Source organism: Pontibacter ruber, assembly GCF_023630205.1.
Taxonomy (GTDB): domain Bacteria; phylum Bacteroidota; class Bacteroidia; order Cytophagales; family Hymenobacteraceae; genus Pontibacter; species Pontibacter ruber.
This window is the reverse complement of record NZ_JALPRR010000002.1, coordinates 1097002-1115619: the sequence shown is the minus strand read 5'-3', so window position 1 is coordinate 1115619 and position 18618 is coordinate 1097002. Positions and strand designations below refer to the sequence as shown.

14 protein-coding genes are annotated in these 18618 nt (G+C 48.4%); 12 read left to right on the top strand and 2 right to left on the bottom strand.

All coding sequences use genetic code 11. The features are described from left to right. The first annotated feature begins 19 nt into the window (after positions 1–19). The 11 genes from MJ611_RS11600 (at position 20) to MJ611_RS11550 (ending at position 14239) form a co-directional block, all read left to right on the top strand. Positions 20–511: a SixA phosphatase family protein gene (locus MJ611_RS11600; RefSeq protein WP_250429962.1), complete on the top strand. Its 492-nt coding sequence runs from the start codon at positions 20–22 to the stop codon at positions 509–511. A gap of 84 nt (positions 512–595) precedes the next feature. After that, the gene (locus MJ611_RS11595; protein ID WP_250429960.1) at positions 596–1342 is read left to right on the top strand and encodes a ParA family protein; all 747 of its coding nucleotides are present in this window, start codon (positions 596–598) and stop codon (positions 1340–1342) included. A 157-nt stretch (positions 1343–1499) separates the two neighbouring features. Continuing rightward, positions 1500–6308, top strand: a complete 4809-nt coding sequence (locus tag MJ611_RS11590) for a HAMP domain-containing protein (protein WP_250429959.1) — start codon at positions 1500–1502, stop codon at positions 6306–6308. A gap of 13 nt (positions 6309–6321) precedes the next feature. After that, a complete protein-coding gene (locus MJ611_RS11585; protein ID WP_250429957.1) occupies positions 6322–6909 on the top strand; it encodes a chemotaxis protein CheW in 588 nt (195 codons plus the stop codon). Positions 6910–6943: 34 nt separating this feature from the next. Then, positions 6944–7318 carry a response regulator gene (locus MJ611_RS11580; protein WP_250429955.1) on the top strand — a complete coding sequence of 125 codons (375 nt, stop codon included), beginning with the start codon at positions 6944–6946 and terminating at the stop codon, positions 7316–7318. Between the two features lie 34 nt (positions 7319–7352). Beyond that, positions 7353–8465 carry a chemotaxis protein CheB gene (locus MJ611_RS11575; RefSeq protein ID WP_317233140.1) on the top strand — a complete coding sequence of 371 codons (1113 nt, stop codon included), beginning with the start codon at positions 7353–7355 and terminating at the stop codon, positions 8463–8465. Further along, a complete protein-coding gene (locus MJ611_RS11570; protein ID WP_250429953.1) occupies positions 8462–10096 on the top strand; it encodes a chemotaxis protein CheA in 1635 nt (544 codons plus the stop codon). Before MJ611_RS11575 ends, MJ611_RS11570 begins: the two co-directional genes overlap by 4 nt. Positions 10097–10128: 32 nt before the next feature. After that, complete coding sequence (locus MJ611_RS11565) at positions 10129–10782, top strand: chemotaxis protein CheC (RefSeq protein ID WP_250429951.1); 654 nt, start codon at positions 10129–10131, stop codon at positions 10780–10782. A gap of 632 nt (positions 10783–11414) precedes the next feature. Beyond that, positions 11415–12743 (top strand): polyamine aminopropyltransferase, encoded by a 1329-nt coding sequence (gene speE, locus MJ611_RS11560; protein ID WP_262921644.1) that lies wholly within the window; start codon positions 11415–11417, stop codon positions 12741–12743. Further along, entirely contained in the window at positions 12715–13803 is a 1089-nt protein-coding gene (locus tag MJ611_RS11555; RefSeq protein ID WP_250429948.1) for an agmatinase family protein, read from the top strand. The genes speE and MJ611_RS11555 overlap by 29 nt, the downstream gene beginning before the upstream one ends. A gap of 103 nt (positions 13804–13906) precedes the next feature. After that, positions 13907–14239: a phage holin family protein gene (locus MJ611_RS11550; RefSeq protein WP_250429946.1), complete on the top strand. Its 333-nt coding sequence runs from the start codon at positions 13907–13909 to the stop codon at positions 14237–14239. Positions 14240–14322: 83 nt separating this feature from the next. Here MJ611_RS11550 and MJ611_RS11545 read toward each other — a convergent pair whose 3' ends face one another. Further along, a complete protein-coding gene (locus MJ611_RS11545; RefSeq protein WP_250429944.1) occupies positions 14323–14658 on the bottom strand; it encodes a four-helix bundle copper-binding protein in 336 nt (111 codons plus the stop codon). A 176-nt stretch (positions 14659–14834) separates the two neighbouring features. Here MJ611_RS11545 and recQ point away from each other — a divergent pair, with 176 nt between their 5' ends. Then, complete coding sequence (recQ, locus tag MJ611_RS11540) at positions 14835–16964, top strand: DNA helicase RecQ (RefSeq protein WP_250429943.1); 2130 nt, start codon at positions 14835–14837, stop codon at positions 16962–16964. A gap of 92 nt (positions 16965–17056) precedes the next feature. On the opposite strand, the gene MJ611_RS11535 is transcribed toward recQ, so the two are convergent. Beyond that, positions 17057–18418 (bottom strand): S8 family serine peptidase, encoded by a 1362-nt coding sequence (locus MJ611_RS11535; protein WP_250429942.1) that lies wholly within the window; start codon positions 18416–18418, stop codon positions 17057–17059. Positions 18419–18618 lie beyond the last annotated feature (200 nt).

The following is an 18618-nucleotide window of genomic DNA, read 5'->3' as shown; positions in this document are numbered from 1 at the left end:
GGACGCTTTTGTAATTAATATGCAAAGACACGTGCTGCTCTGTCGCCATGCCGAAACGCATGAGCCTTATCCCTTACAACCTGATTTTGACCGGGAACTGACCAAGACCGGTATTGGGCAAGCCCGCAACACAGGCCAATGGATACGTGAACATTACCGAAAAGTAGATCTTTTGTTGGCAAGCCCTGCCAAACGAAGCGGCCTTACTGCCCGCCTGGTAGCTGAAAAGATATACTTTGACGAAGAAAAGATTTCTTACGACCCCGAACTGTACAACGCACGGGAATCCCGGTTGCTGAAGGCGCTGGCAGAATTACCTGATTCGGTTACGACTGTTCTGGTGGTGGCGCATAACCCAGGTATAACTGCCCTGGCACGCACGCTTACCGATAAACACATCGCGTACATGGAGCCCGCCGATGTAATAGCAGTAGCGCTTGACCTGGAAAAGTGGGAGGAAATATACTATACATTAGGTCACATTCAACATCAGGCCATTTCTCAAGCCTGATCAGGGCGCATGATAAACTTTAGTATTAAGTATATTTTTAATAGATTTAGCGGTTAAACAAGATTTACCCTACTGCAACACCGCATGAAGACAACTGTAGTGGCCGTTATAAACCAGAAAGGCGGCACCGGTAAGACCACCACCACCATCAACCTGGGCAGCGCACTTAGCAAACTCGGCAAAAAAGTGCTTTTGCTTGACCTGGACCCGCAAAGCAATCTTTCTTACTCGCTGGCAGTTTCGGGTACAGATGCGACACTGGCAGACGTATTTCTGGGCAGCAAAAAACTGCAGGATATACTCGTGGAGAAGGATGGCCTGTGGATTGCTCCAGGATCGAACGACCTGGTCGATATAGAAATTTCACTCGTGTCGCAGCCTGACCGGGAAAATTTTCTGAAAACTATACTTTCTGAACTGAAGGGATATGATTATGTGTTGATCGACTGCCCTCCATCGCTCTCGGTGCTAACATTAAATGCACTGACTGCGGCACAGGAGGTCCTGGTTCCGCTGCAAATGGAAGTGCTGACGCTGCAAGGCCTTGATCAGATTATGAATACGGTGCAGAAAGTAAAAAAGGCTTTTAACCCAAAACTTAAAATCAAAGGCATCGTAGTGGTGATGTTTGATATCAGAAGGAAGTTGAGCCTGGAAGTACTGGAGTATCTGAGGGAAAATCTGAAAGAGAAAATATTCAGCAGCCACATTCGTCTTAATGTAAAACTGGCTGAAGCTCCTTCTTTCGGCAAAAGTGTGATTGATTACGACGGCTCTTCGAACGGAGCAAAAGACTACAAAGCACTGGCTGAAGAATTTGTAAGAGCATAAGCTGTTTTGCTATTAGCAGCAATTTTCTACATTGGATTATTTTGATTAAATTGCATTGATTTTTACAGGAAATGCACACTATGAAATCAGGTTTATACTTACTGAGTTTGTAGCTGCCTGACATTTTCTGCAAAAAACCAGATCAACAAAACTATATATGGCCTTAGGTAAAAATTTGAAGTTGAGCAAAGACAAGCTCATACGTGAAGGAGAAGCCAATCCTGAAAAAGCACCTGCCGCAAAGGCAAAACAGGATAATGGCGGCGCTTCTACTGCTACTGTAGTGGATGATCCCGTCAAACCTGCCGAGGTTAAGGAAGAGGCTCCTGAAGTAAAAGTAGCTCCTCCTGCTACCATTCCTCTGAAGAGCAGTGGAAACGGAAAAGCTACCAAAGCCCAGGTGCTGCCACAAAACCAGGAATATATAAGCGAACAACTGAACAAAGTGTTGTACGCACTGGATGCCTTTAAAAAAGGCGATATCTCTGTGCGACTAACCAAGCAGAACAACGACATCTTTGCCGAGATCGCTGAAGCCTACAACTCGATGGTGGAAATGATCGGTGGTGTAGGTGGGGAGGTGTCCCGTATTTCGAAAGTGGCGGGTGTGGAAGGTAACCTGAAGGCCCGTGCTTCTGCCGAAAACGCTTCCGGTTTCTGGAAGGACATGATCAACAACATCAACGGTCTTGTGGATTCCATTGCCGTTCCGGTATTGGAAGTAGGCAAAGTACTTAAGAACATATCCCGCGGTAACCTGGACGAGACATTCCAGATCCCGGTTTCCGGTGACTTCAAGGTCATGGCGGAAACGATCAACCGTACCATCGACAACCTGAACCTGTTTGCCGGTGAGGTAACCCGTGTGGCGTTGGAAGTAGGTACGGAAGGTAAGCTGGGTGGCCAGGCATCGGTACCAAACGTAGCCGGTGTATGGAAAGACCTTACCGATAATGTAAATACCATGGCCTCGAACCTGACCCTTCAGGTACGAGACATTTCTAACGTGGCAACTGCCGTTGCGAAAGGTAACCTGGCGCAGAAAATTTCGGTGGATGTACGCGGTGAGTTTGCTCAGCTGAAGGACAACATGAACCAGATGGTGGACTCCCTGAACGTATTTGCGGACGAGGTAACCCGTGTGGCCCGTGAAGTTGGTACCGAGGGTAAGCTGGGCGGCCAGGCCAAAGTGCCGAACGTAGGCGGGGTTTGGAAAGACCTCACCGACAACGTGAACACCATGGCCAGTAACCTGACCTCTCAGATGCGTGACATTGCCAACGTATCTACAGCGGTAGCGAAAGGTGACCTGACCCAAAAAATCACTGTGAATGTAAGAGGCGAGATGGCCGATCTGAAAGACATCATCAACCAGATGGTGGACTCTCTGAACATCTTTGCCGGTGAGGTAACCCGCGTTGCCCGTGAAGTAGGAACAGAAGGTAAACTGGGCGGACAAGCCAAAGTACCGAATGTAGAAGGTACCTGGAAAGAGCTTACTGACAATGTAAACCTGATGGCAGGTAACCTGACCTCACAGGTACGTGACATTGCCAATGTAGCAACTGCGGTGGCGAAGGGCGATTTAACGCAGAAAGTATCAGTTGATGTTAAAGGCGAGTTAGGTGATCTGAAAGACATCCTGAACGACATGGTGGACCGACTGAATGTGTTTGGCGCGGAAGTAACGCGTGTAGCACGTGAGGTAGGTACCGAAGGTATTCTGGGTGGTCAGGCAAACGTGCCAAACGTGGCCGGTATCTGGAAGGAACTGACCGATAACGTAAACTACATGGCCAGCAACCTTACCTCACAGGTACGTGACATTGCAAATGTTGCGACTGCGGTAGCGAAAGGTGACCTGAGCCAGAAAATAACTGTAAATGTAAAAGGTGAGCTTGCCGATCTGAAGGAAAACCTGAACCAGATGGTGGACTCTCTGAACATTTTTGCCGGTGAGGTAACCCGTGTGGCACTTGAGGTAGGTACCGAAGGCCAGTTGGGTGGCCAAGCCTACGTACCAAATGTAGCCGGTACCTGGAAGGACCTTACCGACAACGTAAACGCGATGGCAGGCAACCTGACGGTGCAGCTGCGTGACGTGTCGAAAGTAGCTACTGCGATTGCAAGTGGCGATTTGACCCAGAAGATCACGGTAGATGTAAGAGGCGAGATCCTCCAGATCAAGGATGTGATCAACATCATGGTGGACCAGCTGAGCTCGTTTGCAAGTGAGGTAACACGCGTTGCCCGTGAAGTGGGTACCGAAGGTAAGCTGGGCGGCCAGGCCAAAGTAGTTGGTGTTGCCGGTACCTGGAAGGACTTAACAGATAACGTGAACGCGATGGCAGGTAACCTGACGGTGCAGCTGCGTGACGTGTCGAAAGTAGCTACTGCGATTGCAAGTGGCGATTTGACCCAGAAGATCACGGTAGATGTAAGAGGCGAGATCCTCCAGATCAAGGATGTGATCAACATCATGGTGGACCAGCTGAGCTCGTTTGCAAGTGAGGTAACACGCGTTGCCCGTGAAGTGGGTACAGAAGGTAAGCTGGGCGGCCAGGCCAATGTTGTGGGTGTTGCCGGCACCTGGAAAGACCTTACCGATAACGTGAACGCGATGGCAGGTAACCTGACGGTGCAGCTGCGCGACGTGTCGAAAGTGGCTACTGCGATTGCAAGTGGCGATTTGACCCAGAAGATCACGGTAGATGTGCGTGGCGAGATCCTGCAGATCAAAGACGTGATCAACATCATGGTGGACCAGCTGAGCTCGTTTGCAAGCGAGGTAACCCGAGTAGCACGTGAAGTAGGTACGGAAGGTAAACTGGGCGGTCAAGCCAATGTGCCTAACGTAGGTGGAACCTGGAAGGACCTTACGGATAACGTAAACTACATGGCGTCTAACCTGACATCTCAGGTACGTGATATTGCCAAAGTAGCCACAGCGGTTGCGAGAGGTGACCTAAGCCAGAAGATCACGGTTGAAGCCCGTGGTGAGATCCTGGATCTGAAGGAAAACCTGAACCAGATGGTGGACTCCCTGAACATCTTTGCGGATGAGGTAACAAGAGTGGCTCGTGAAGTAGGTACTGAAGGACGCTTGGGTGGCCAGGCCAATGTACCTAAAGTACGTGGTACCTGGAAAGAACTGACCGACAACGTGAACACGATGGCGTCGAACCTGACACTTCAGGTACGTGACATTGCAAAAGTTGCGACTGCGGTAGCGAAAGGCGACCTGACTCAGAAAGTGTCTGTGGATGTGAAAGGTGAGCTGGGTGAGTTGAAGGAAAACATCAACCGAATGGTGGACTCACTTAACATCTTTGCCGGTGAGGTAACCCGTGTGGCGCTGGAAGTAGGTACCGAAGGTAAGCTGGGTGGCCAGGCGATTGTACCGAACGTAGCCGGTGTATGGAAAGACTTAACAGATAATGTAAATACGATGGCCTCCAACCTGACAACACAGGTACGAGGTATAGTAAAAGTAGTAACAGCGGTATCAAAAGGTGACCTTACCCAGAAGCTGACACTGGAAGCCCGTGGTGAGGTGGCTGATCTGGCTGATACAATCAACACCATGGTGGTTGACCTGAACCGTCTGGCTGGTGAAGTTAGCCGTGTGGCCAGAGTAGCGGGTGTGGAAGGTAAACTGACCGAGCGTGCGACACTGCAAGGTGTTGGCGGCAGCTGGAAAGAACTGGTAGATACACTGAACGATCTGCTGGAGTCCATTGTAACGCCGGTGCTGGACGTATCCCGCGTAGTACGTGCGATCTCTGAGGGTGATTTGACCCAGAAAGTAGAGGCACAGACTGCTGGTGATATCTTAGACATGGCAAACGCACTGAACCTTGCGGTTGAAAACCTGAATACGCTGCTTGGAGAAATAAACGATTCTTCACTGGTAGTTGGTAGCTCTTCGGAAGAAATGGCTGCCAAAGGTCTTGAAATGAACCGTGTGACACTGGACGTTGCCCTTGCCATGCAACAGATGGCGGAAGGTGCTCAGAACCAGGCACTCAAGACAGACCAGGCCTTTAAACTGATTGAAGAGATCATGAAAACTACGAAAGACACGGCGAACCGTGCGGAAGTAGTGAACAAGTCGGCATTGCTGGGTGAGGAAACTTCTCAGTTGGGTCTGAAAACTGTGGCGGAAGTGGTGAAGAACATGGAAGAAATTTCCAGCTCTGCGGCCTTAACTGCCAAAACGATTGAAGTATTGAGCGCTCGTTCTCAGGAAATATCCAAGTCGCTGGGTGTGATCACTGACATTGCTTCGCAGACTAACCTGCTTGCCCTGAACGCTGCTATTGAGGCAGCCAGAGCAGGTGAGGCGGGTAGAGGTTTCGCGGTGGTTGCCGAAGAGATCAGAAAGCTTGCTGAAGGTTCCCGCAAGTCGGCCAGTGAGATTGCCACGCTGGTAGAAGACGTGAAGAAAGATACAGCTTCTGCTGCGACAGCGATATCTACGATGGAGGGCCGTGTATTGAAAGGTAAGAATGCTACGTTTGAAGCATCCGGCGCCTTCAAAAACATTGCCGCATCCAGTGGTGAAACGCTTCGCACTGCCCAGGACATCCTGACAGCGACCGAAGTACAGAAATCTTCTATCGGTGACGTAGTGAAGTATGTGGAGGAAGTAGTAGCCATTGCAGAGCAAACAGCTTCCGGTACACAGCAGGTAGCGGGTACAGCTAAGCAGCTTTCCACTTCCATGCAGGAGCTGACATCTTCGTCTCAGAACCTGAACGACATTGCTGCAGATCTGCAGATCAGTATTTCAGCCTTCAAGCTGGTTGACGGAAACCTGGTATTTAATAACAATAAAGCCCGTCGACTGACTTCTGTACCTGCTCGAAGCAAGCAGACAAAAGCTATAACAGGCAATAGCCGGTTGGCTACTGGAAATACAGGGGCAGCAAACGGTAGATCGATTGATGGCAAGTCTTCCAGATAAGATCTTGATTTAGATGAAGAAAGATAAAGAAAAGGAAACAGAAATTCAGGTGGAGTCAGCTACTGAGGTGGCTCCACCCTCTGAATCCAAAGAGGTTAGCAGCCTGGAAGCAGCAACAAAAGGCGCATCAGGCGAGGAAACAATTCACCTTATCACATTTAAGCTCGGGAGCGAAGAGTACGGCATCAAGATTGAGCAGGTAAAGGAAGTAACGGTTACGCCAAGTATAACCCGTATGCCGCGAACTCCTGATTTCGTGCGCGGCGTAGCCAACATCCGTGGTGATATCATAGCCATCATGGATTTGGAAGAGCGTTTCGGCATACGTCCTGCTCCGGTTGCGGAAGGTATAAATCCAAATATTACCTATACACTCGTAATTGAGGCGAAGGATTACAAAATAGGAGTAGTGGTGCGGGAAGTACCGCAGTCGCTTAACCTGACCATGTCTAAAATAGACAAAACGCCTGCGTTCTTACAGGACATCAATGTGCACGAAAATTATATCGAGGGCATTGCCAAATTAGAAAACCGCCTGATCATCGTGCTGGATATGTACAAGATCCTGACAAACGATGAAATAAAGGAACTGGTAGATTAAGCTTATAACAGATACAGAAGCTATACCTCAAAGTATGAAAAGAATACTGATTGTAGATGACTCCTTCTACATGCGCACCATGCTGAAAAACATGCTCACAGACGCAGGTTATGAAGTAGTAGGTGAGGCTCCTAACGGACAGACAGCACTTGAGCTGGCAAAAGAAACTAAACCGGACCTTATTACGCTGGATGTAATCCTGCCGGATAATACAGGGCTGGATGTTCTGAAAGGCATCAAAGCCGAGCAGCCGGACATGAAGGTGATCATCGTAAGTGCCGTTGGCCAGGAAGTGATCGTAAATGAAGCCATCGAAAATGGTGCATTATCCTATATCGTGAAGCCATTCTCTGAAGAGAAGGTGCTGGAAACTGTGAATAAAGTGCTAGAGGGCAACGGGAAGAACTAAGCCTCTTCTTGTTTTTATTGAGTGATTTTTGGCAGTGAAGGATCAAGTACAAAAGCTTAGGGTATTTATTGCAGACAAATCGAGTTACACAAGGTTGGTGCTGGAAGATATCTTAGGCTCGGAATCTGACATTACCATAGCAGGTATGGCAGCCGATGGCGATGAGCTTTTACAGCAGCTGAAAGTTGTACAGCCGGATGTGGTGATTGTTGATTATAAACTACCCAAGAACTCACGACTGTTTACCCTAAAGCGTGTTTTCAGCGAAGCTCCTGCACCTATACTTTTGCTGATCGAAAAGGAAAAGCTGACCCTGGACCTGATAAAAGAAGCAACAGAGGTCGGAGTTTACGGCATCGTTTTGAAGCCTGGACCTGAAATGCGCCCCAATTACCGCAATGTTGGAGATGAGCTGATCCAGAAAGTACGGGCTGTTCGTGAATCGGAATACTGGGACGTGGAGCGGCGCATACAGTTGCTGGAGCAGGATGTACTTGTTCCGGAACAGCATGTACATCGCAAAACAGCTGCAGCAGACACGGTCATTGTGATAGGTGCATCTACAGGAGGTACACAGGCAATTGAAAGTATCGTACGCCAGCTTACAGAAGATCTGAAGGCAACCGTGCTGGTGGCAGTTCACCTGCCGGAGCGCTTTACAAAAACTTTCTCTAAGCGACTTCAGGAGCTTACTCCGCTGAAGGTTATGGAAGGGAAAAGCGGTCTGCCACTTAAGCCAGGCAAAATTATAGTTGCACCAGGAGGGCGCAACATGGTTGTTGAAGCCCATTTGGGTAACCCATACAATTTAATGATTGGTTTTACAGATGAGCCAGCCGTTACCTTTGATCAGCCTTCGGTTGATTTGCTGATGAAATCGGTGGCTAAAACTCAGGTGAAGCATGTTATCGGCATCATCCTGACCGGTATGGGTAAAGACGGTACCGTTGGTGCCAGTCTTATTCAGGAGCGGGGAGGCATCATCATCGCTCAAAACGAAGAATCTTCTGCCATCTTTGGTATGGCGAAGTCCGCTATCGAAAGCGGCTACATTAACAAAGTGCTGCCTTTGTCAGATATCCCGCACTTTATAAACGGGTTTATGGCGCAGCAGCACGAGGTCAGTGCAACTGACAGCATTACATGAAATCGAGAGAACAGGAATATAAAGAAATATTTATAGCAGAGGCGCTCGAGTACTACGATGCGCTGAACAGGCACATCAGTGAGCTGGAGCGAAAGCCGCAGGACGATCAGGTTCTTGCGGAGATATTCCGTTTGCTCCATAATCTGAAAGCTAATGCTAAGGCGATCGGCTACCTGCAGATCTCGGATGTGTCGCATAAGCTTGAGACAGCCTTCAGTCTTATCCGTAACAAGGAGCTTAATTTCAGCGACGAAGTAGTTACAGTGCTTTTTGATGGCATCGACCTGCTGGGCGACCTGATCAACAACATTGATAATGACAGCTTCGGCGAAGCAGACCCGGTGCTGCTGCGCAACCTCGATATTATCGTAGACAGTCTTTCTGACAGCACGATAGAACTGGCGAAAGTACAGAAATACAATACCTCCAGAAATCTGTCGCTTTCGGATCTGATTTATATACAGATCAAAAAGCTGGACCACCTGCTTAACCTGGTAGGGGAGCTCATGATCGACAGAGACCGTATTCTTTCCATTAGCCGTGAGCTTGAAAACGATGACCTGAAGAGTGTAAGCTCGCATCTGTATCGCATCACAGAAGAGTTGCAATACAGTGTAATGGACGCGCGCCTGGTTGCTATTGGCTCACTGTTCAACAAATTCCCACGCATTGTCCGCGATATCGCTGTTGCAGAAAAGAAGGAAGTAAATATTGAGTTATCTGGTCAGGATATTCAGATCGACCGTAATATACTTCAGATCATTACAGACTCTTTGCTGCACCTGGTACGCAATGCTATTACGCACGGCATCGAAAAGCCAGAAGAGCGCATCAAGAAAGAAAAACCAAGGGAGGGACAGATTTCGCTTACTGCCCGCAGCGATCGCGATAACGTAATCATCAGACTAACCGACGATGGCAAAGGCATTGACCTGAAGCAGGTTAAAAAGGCTGCAGTGGATCGTCACTTACTTTCTGCCGCTGTTGCCAACGAACTACCCGATATAGAAGCGCTTTCTTTCTTATTTGAGCCTGGCTTTTCGCTGGCGAAGGAAGTTACGGAGTTTTCCGGGCGTGGTGTTGGCCTTGATGTGGTTAAGAATGCAATTGACTCAATAGGCGGCCGGATCAGCGTTGACTCCGTAAAGGGTAAAGGCACGACGTTGACGTTACAACTACCAACCTCAATCGCCGTAAAAGGGGCGTTGTTGTTTGAGGTTGATGAAATTTTTTATGCAATTCCGCTTATGCACACCGAGTCGGTAGTTTCGTTGGATAAAGACGAACTACATGAAGTTGGCGATGTGCTGGTAGCGAACATAAAAGGGGAGACCATCACGGTAGCTTACCTGCATGAGCTCTTAAATGCCAAAGAAACTGCTATGCGCCTTGGTGATAAGACCAAATTAAAAGGGCAGGTGCAGGACATTATTATTGTGTCCTACAACAACAGGAAACTTGGCTTAATAGTTGACAAACTGTACAGGCAGCAGGATATAGTGGTAAAGCCACTTAGCAAGCCGCTTGATAAAATTGACTTATATGGTGGCGTAACACTTCTGGGAACAGGCAAAGTATGCCTAGTGCTGGATGTACCTGCTATAACCCGTTATTTTACAAACAGAAGATAGGCACTGCAGGGATGGAAGAGAAAACTACTAACATGACTACAATGATGGATCCTCATGTATCGGAGCTAGAAAGAGATATCATCAAGGAGATACTGAATATTGGCCTGGCGCGGGCAGCCGACTCCTTTGCAGCCATTGCCAAAGATAAAGTGCTGCTGAAAGTACCGGATATCCAGCTGATCGAGGTAAAAGAGCTGTTGCAACTGGTATCAAAGTATGAAAGCACCCACGTTATCATCCAGTCCGATATCAAAGGTGACTTTAATGGCGCTACGCTCATGCTGTTCTCTGACGACCATATAGCACGTTTGTCTGAAGTATGCCTGAACATGCTGGATGTACAGAAAGGAGAGCTTTCTGTTATGCAGGAATCTCTGCTGCTGGAAATAAGCAACATCATTACTGGTGCGCTGGTTACCCAGCTTGCCAATATCTTAAAGGCCAACATCTACGGTTCTCCGCCACGGGCACCCAAAAGCCACATAGCCGATTCTTTAAAGGATATCCTGGTTCAGCATCCATTGTTTCAACCCCTCGTGTTCACGGTTATCACCCAGTTTACCCATAATTTCAAGAAGGTGGAGTTGCCTTTGCTGCTGTTCTTTGATACGAACACGCTGCTTAAGATTCTGGATATTATCCGCACTTTAATGATCGATAGAAAAGACATGCAGGATGGAGCATAGAATCGCTTCTCATACAAGTATGGGTGCAGTTTGGACAAGTGCCCAACAAAAAAAGTGTGCTTGTTGATTCGTAAAGAGCACTGTTATGTGCAGCCCGGCTGCCCCAATTTAGTATGTGCTGGATAAGCCTTTATGCTCTGTATAAGATTGAGCTTCTTCAGAATCAATCATTTAAAAGATCATACTGAAGTATACTGAGTATAAAAGTCTCAGGATATATTTAATGCTGTATCCGGTTACAGTTTCGATAACCGGAATCTTCATCAGTAGTTTTCACACTGATTTCCTATCTATACTACTGGCTAGTTTATAGTACTGCCTGCATCTCTGCCTGGCAGCAAGTATAACTTCTCCTTTATACCTTTCCTCGTAAGTACAACTACCATTATTAGCCTACACCTAATAGCAGCCAATAATCTGTTGATGACGTAGATTTACTATAGCAGGAAAACTGCTATAGAGAAGTATGTCGGATGACGTACAATGCCGTTGATTCTGTGAATTTATACTTTGAAGTGTAACCTAATGAGGGACAACTATCTAAAGATATACCACGTTGTTTAATATTTGATTATACCTATAGATTTCGTTTTTTTGCCAAAATTAGATCTTTTCACCTTTCATACCCATTAATGAACGCCTTAGGAAGACACATTCTGGTAGAATTTTACAACTGCTCTCCTGAGCTCATGAACGATGTCGTTCATATTGAAAATAGCATGGTTGCCGCTGCCGAAACAGCCGGAGCTACTGTTATCAATAGTACATTCCACCATTTCTCGCCCTATGGCGTGTCTGGTGTGGTGGTAATTCAGGAAAGCCACCTGGCTATACATACCTGGCCAGAGTATGGCTATGCAGCAGTAGACCTTTTTACCTGCGGCGATTCTGTTGATCCATGGGTATCGTACAGGTACCTGAAAGATGCTTTCGAAGCCAGCCATGGTTCCGCGATGGAGTGTCGCCGGGGTCAGCTGGACCTGCTCAATCGCCTTGATTTCAACTTGGAGTCGCTCCGTGATGTTTCTCCTAAGCCAACTGAAAAGGCAGGTACCATTACGCGGGATGTATGGTTTACGGAGCGTGACGAGAATATTGCCCTCTCCCTGAAGCACAGCGGCAGCCAGCTATACAAGAAAGACTCGCCTTACCAGCGTGTGGAAGTATACGAAACCCTTGCTTACGGAAACATGCTGACGCTGGATGGTATGGTGATGTGCACGCAGAAAGATGAGTATGTTTACCACGAGATGATCACGCATGTGCCGATGTTCAGCAATCCGACAGCAAAGCGGGCTTTGGTTATTGGCGGCGGCGATGGTGGAACCGTTCGTGAGCTATTGCGTTACGAGCAACTCGAAGAAGTTACGCTGGTAGAGATTGACGAACTTGTGATCGAAGCCTGCAAACTGCACTTGCCTGAAACAGCTGTCGCATTTGATAACCCGCGCCTTAACCTGCTGGTTGAGGATGGTATAAAATACATCAAAGACTGCGCAGACGAGCAATACGACCTGATCATTATCGACTCTGCCGATCCGGTAGGCCCTGGCGAAGGCTTGTTCACGGCCTCTTTCTACCAGGAAGTATACCGCTGTCTCACCAAAGATGGCGTAATGATCACGCAAAGCGAGTCACCACGTTTCAATTCAGGCGTGTTTGTTGAGATATACGACACCTACAAGCAGATCTTCGGATCAGAAAAGGTGCATTGCTACCTGGCTGCTATTCCAACGTATCCGACCGGTACCTGGAGCTTCTCTTACTCATCTAAAGGAGAGGCACACCCGCTGCGCTACGACCGCGAAGCAGCCGCCCGTTTCTCACAAACGCACGGACTCAAGTACTATAACGAAGACATACACATGGCCGCTTTCGCACTGCCGAACTTTGTGCGCGAGCTGTTAAATTCAAAACCAACGAACGTTACCGATGAATACTCCGCAGAACCAACCAACTAAGAGCAAAGAACAGAAAATTGCCAGCTTCGACCCGAACGGAGTAGGTGACGTGAATGCGGGTCTTTTTGGCCTTCCTTTTACAATAGACGAAGCGGAAGTTGTGTTGATCCCGATTCCGTGGGAAGTAACGGTTTCCTACAGCGCCGGTACGGCCGGTGGGCCACAGGCTATTATGGAAGCCTCCCCGCAGCTTGACCTTTTCGAACCAGGTATAAAAGATGCCTGGAAGCTGGGCATAGCCATGGAAGAGATCTCCGAAGAGTGGGAAGGGCTCAGCACGGAACTGCGCCTGAAAGCAGAAGCCTACATCAATTGGCTGGAAGAGGGTAGCCCGGAGGAAAGCAAAGAACAATTTGAAAACCTGGGAGCTGAAGTAACCCGGCATGGAGAGGAATTGCTGCAGTGGCTGAAGAAAAAATCGTTGGCATACCTGGAGCAGGGTAAATTGGTAGGTGTGATCGGGGGAGACCACAGCACGCCACTGGGCCTGATGCATGCACTTGCTGAGAAGCACGAAGAGTATGGTATACTTCAGATCGATGCCCATGCCGATTTGCGCGATGCTTACGAAGGGTTCACGTATTCGCACGCTTCCATCATGTTCAATGCCCTGAAGCTGCCGCAGGTAAAAAAATTGGTACAGGTAGGTATTCGTGACCTGGCGCAATCTGAGGCAGAACTGGCCGAACAGTCAAATGGTCGTGTTACGATCTTCTACGATGCTGTGATGAAGGAAAACCAGTACGAGGGCGACAGCTGGAAAAAAGAGTGCAAAAAGATAATCGCGCAACTGCCTCAGAAAGTATACATCAGCTTCGATATCGATGGCCTTGATCCGAAGCTATGCCCTGGCACGGGAACACCGGTTCCGGGTGGCCTGGAGTTTGAGCAGGCTGTGTACCTGATCAAAGCATTGGTAAAATCGGGCCGTGAGATCATCGGGTTTGACCTTTGCGAAGTAGCACCAGGCGACACGGAGTGGAACGGTAACGTAGGAGCCCGCTTGCTGTACAAGCTTTGCAATTGGATGGCTGTATCGCAGAAGCGACTGGAAGCATAGTTTCTGATCCTTACAGCTTGGTTTCTGATCCTTACAGCTTGCCTTTCCGTATATTGCAGTAAGAATATACTATACTTACACTATATATCTGAAAGATAAGACTATGGGATTTATTGTAAAACTATTACTGACAGGTGTAGCCGCCATGCTGGCTGCCTATATTTTACCGGGCGTTCAGATCGACGGGTTTGTAACTGCCTTGATATTGGCCCTAGTGCTGGCAGTGCTTAATGCGATCGTCAGACCTATTCTGATCTTCCTGACCATACCTGTCACGATACTGACACTGGGTCTGTTCCTGCTCGTTATCAACGCGCTCATCATACTGCTGGCAGATTACCTGGTGGCAGGCTTTGATGTCGATGGATTTATCTGGGCGCTGATCTTTAGTTTGGTCATGTCGGTGATCGGAGCTATACTTGACCTGATCTTTTAATAAGATTTATACTTAAAGCAGCAGGGCCGGAGGTTATACTTCCGGCCCTGCTGCTTTTATAGAGTTATCAGTATAGCTTATACTTAGCGGCCTGCCATCCAGGCTTCACAGGCTTCTGCACATTCGGCACAGGCGTCGGCGCATTTCTGGCAGTGGTCGTGCTTGTGCTTGCGGCACTCTTCCTCGCACAATCTGCAAATCTCGATACACTCTCTCATTACGTGCTTGGCATGCGCCGAGTCGCGGGCAACAAAACGCGCAGTAATGGTACAGATATCAGAACAGTCGCGGTCCAGCATGATGCAGCGTGCCATCATTTTTACATCGTCTTCCTGGAGGCACATGGTAGCGCACGTCTCGCATGCTGTCATACATTTTACAAGGATGTGCTCCAGTTGGTTGGTTCTCTCAGATTTCATAGTTTATACTTTATAGGTTATCAATGATTTAAAAATACGGGGTCAGGGGGAGTTAGTTATTTTGATCTGCTTTCAGGTACCGTTTCTGAACCCGGATCACAGATTTTATGGTTAACTTTGAATATTGAAAAAGACAAGTAGCTGGCATTCCCGGCGCTTGCAATTAAACTTTACCTATGGATATCAGAGAGGCGCGCGAAGCACTTAAGTTATACTTTGGATACGAACAGTTCCGGCCCATGCAGGAGCAGATCATCACCCACGTACTGCAGGGCAGGGACGTGGTGGTGCTCATGCCGACAGGTGGTGGCAAGTCGGTTTGTTACCAGGTGCCTGCGGTTGTAAAACCAGGCATTTGCGTGGTCGTATCGCCGCTGATCGCGCTGATGAAAGACCAGGTAGAAGCGCTGCTTGCAAACGGTATACCGGCTGCTTACCTGAACAGCTCGCAGGGAGCGGAAGAACAGCGCCAGATCGAAAGCCAGTGTGTGGCCGGTAAGATGAAGCTGCTGTATGTGTCTCCGGAGAAACTGCTTTCGCCGGGCTTTTTCTCTTTCCTGAAGCACATCAAGGTTTCGCTCTTTGCTGTAGACGAGGCCCACTGTATCTCGGCCTGGGGCCATGATTTCCGACCGGAGTATACTCAACTGAAAGTTCTGAAGCAGCAGTTTCCGCAGGTGCCGGTAATAGCGCTTACCGCTACCGCCGACAGGCTCACGCAAAAAGATATCCAGGAGCAGCTATACTTACAAGATCCCAAAGTATTTGTCGCCTCCTTCGACAGGCCCAACATTAATCTAACAGTGAAGCCCGGACAGAACCGCTTCAACAAGATCACTGATTTTTTGGAGCGTCATCACAAGCAACCGGGCATCATTTATTGCCTAAGCCGTAAAGCGACGGAGAGCCTGGCGGCTAAACTGAAATCGAACGGCTTCAGTGCTACGTTCTATCATGCCGGTATGTCGCCGCAGGAGCGTGCCAAAGCACAGGAAGCTTTTCTTCGCGATAACGTTCAGATTGTATGCGCTACCATTGCTTTCGGTATGGGCATCGATAAGTCGAACGTGCGGTGGGTGATCCACTACAACCTGCCTAAAAACATAGAGAGTTATTACCAGGAGATCGGTCGTGCCGGTCGGGATGGCGCTAATTCGGAGGCGCTGCTGTTTTACAGTTTCGCGGATGTGATGAACCTGCGCTCGATGCTGACCGAAGGAGAGAAAGGCCAGCAGGAACTGCAACTCGTAAAGCTGGACCGCATGCAGCAGTATGCCGAAGCCTCGATCTGCAGGCGCCGTATCCTGTTGCAGTACTTCGGCGAGACTATGGAGAAAGACTGCGGCAACTGCGACATCTGCCGTAACCCGCCCACCACTTTTGATGGAACCGTTATAGTACAGAAAGCGCTTTCTGCCATTGCCCGTACCCAGGAACAGGCCAACATGGGCTTGCTGATAGACGTGCTGCGCGGCTCCCGAAACAGCCAGGTGCTTTCTGCCGGTTTTGATAAGATCAAGACCTACGGAGCCGGCCGCGACGTGAGCACCATGGACTGGCAACGGTACCTGCACCAGATGCTCAACGCCGGCCTGATAGATCTGGCCTATGATCAGAATTATACTTTAAAACTGACCGAGCAGAGCAAACAGGTGCTGTTTGATGGTCGCAGGGTCAATCTGGTGAAGTTTGAAGAGGTAAAACAGCAGGAAGAACCACAAATAAAGGCGCGCCCGAAAAAAGAGGTACTCAAAGATGCCCTGTTTGAGCGGCTGCGTGCGTTGCGCAAGCGTATTGCCGATCAACACAACGTGCCGCCTTATGTGGTGTTTACCGATACAACGCTGCAGGAGATGGCAGTCGAAAAGCCTTCCAATCGCATCGCCATGCTGGCTATCAGCGGGGTAGGTGCGCAGAAGTTTGAGCGCTACGGCCATGACTTCATCAACGAGATCATCAGCTTTGTAACCGAAGAGCAGGCAAAAGGCAGCAAACTTAAAGGCGCCACGCACTTGCTCACCTGGGAAGCGTACCAGCAGGGCTATACACCGGAACAAATAGCACAGCAGCGCAACCTTAACCCGATCACCATCTATTCGCACCTGGCCACCTTACTGGAGCAGGGCTACGATGTGCCGGTGCAGGACTTTGTATCGAAACGGGAGTATAAAGCGATTGTAGAAGCAATCGAAGCATTAGGGCCTGAGGCGAAACTAAAAGACCTGTTTGAGCATCTGGAAGAAAGATATGAGTACTTTAAAATCAGGTTATCTGTGGCTATGTATAAAAAGCAATACGCCTGGTAATTACAGCTTTTTATTTTGAAGTATAAAGTATAAAAACAGAGCGGCCACCCATAATACGGGTGGCCGCTCTGTTTATTATTATAAAGTTACGCTTATTCTACAGAAGCGATTGGGTCCGGAGTAGAATCCTTATCGCCAGTGATGGTACCTTTTGCATACACATTACCTCTTAGCAACAGGATGCCAGCTACGTGAGGGGCTGCGAAGGAAGTACCGTTAGCACCGCTTGCAAATGCACCGCCAACTACAGCTACTGTAATGTTAACCCCAGGGGCTGCAAAATCAACACCTGAGCCATAGTTAGAGCCAGACCACAGACGCTGATAGCTATCCATAGCAGAAATAGTGTACACACCAGGTGCGTTTACTCGAGCAGGGGAAGTACCGGAGCAATCTACAGCGCTGTTACCGGCAGCAAGTGAGAACAAGATGCCTTTTCCAGCTGCTGTCATTACCGCATTGTCCAGTGTAGAAGATATACCTGTACCAAGGCTCATGTTTACCACATCACCGGCTTTAGCGTTTGAAATTACATGGTTAACAGCGTTGATGGCGCGCGAAACCGTACCTGCACCAGCATCGTCGAATACGCGAAGAGCAATGATCGTGGCATTAGAAGCCACACCAAGCACGCCGCTCCCATTGTTCTTTGCTGCGATTACACCAGCTACAGAAGTGCCATGGCCGTATCCGTCTTCAATGGAAGCAACATCATAGATAAACGATTTGCTGCGAGCCAGGTCAATGTTCAGGTCCGGATGATCCGTGTCAACACCAGAGTCGATTACCCAAACCGTTTTACCGGTTCCATCACCGTAACCGGTCATGCTCACACTCCATGGCAAATGCTCGCCAGCCACCGGAGTGATCTTGGTATAAGAAGCTACCGGTTCTGTAGGAGTTGGTTCGGTGGGTACCGGCTCGGTTGGTGTTGGAGTAGGAGTAGTTGTGGTGGTAGTATCCGTTGGCTGAGTTGGAGCAGGCTCGGTTGTTTTTTTACCGCCTTTGGTACTGCCTCCACCTTTTGTAGAACCAGAAGTAGTAGTTGGTTTAGCAAGTGTGATAATACGGTCTTGCTCTACATACGCTACTTCCGGGTTTCTGCGAAGTTTTTCGACCTGCGCAGCACTTAAACGGGCAGCGAAGCCATTAACAGCTCCTTCGTACGTTTGCTGAAGCGATGTTTTATCCAACGCTATACTTTCCAGAAGACTTTCACGAAGGCTTGAGAATGCGGCACGCTCGCCGGTCGATAAGTTCCCTACATTAACCGCGCTCAGGCCGTTTCCATTTTTGAAAACTACAATGTACTGGCCTTCGATAGCCTTTCCATTCTCTGATGCCACAGCAGCCGAAGCAAACTGCTCATCCATTAATTCTTCTTTCTGGCATCCTGTCAATGCTAATGCAGAAGCAAGCACAACGCAAGACATAGCTTTTGTAAACGTACTCATAGATTTTGGCTTAAGTTGAAAAATTTCTTTATCGTTTAACTTTTTTTTGACAGTTACCGTAACCTTATCAATTCTCAATTAGTTCATACTTTGAAGAATTAGGAAAAATAAATTTTTGCTCCTTGAAAATTGGTTTAGAACAACGCCTTATTGCACCTTTCTTAGCAAGAACAATGCTTTTAAAGCTAATAAGAGGCCAT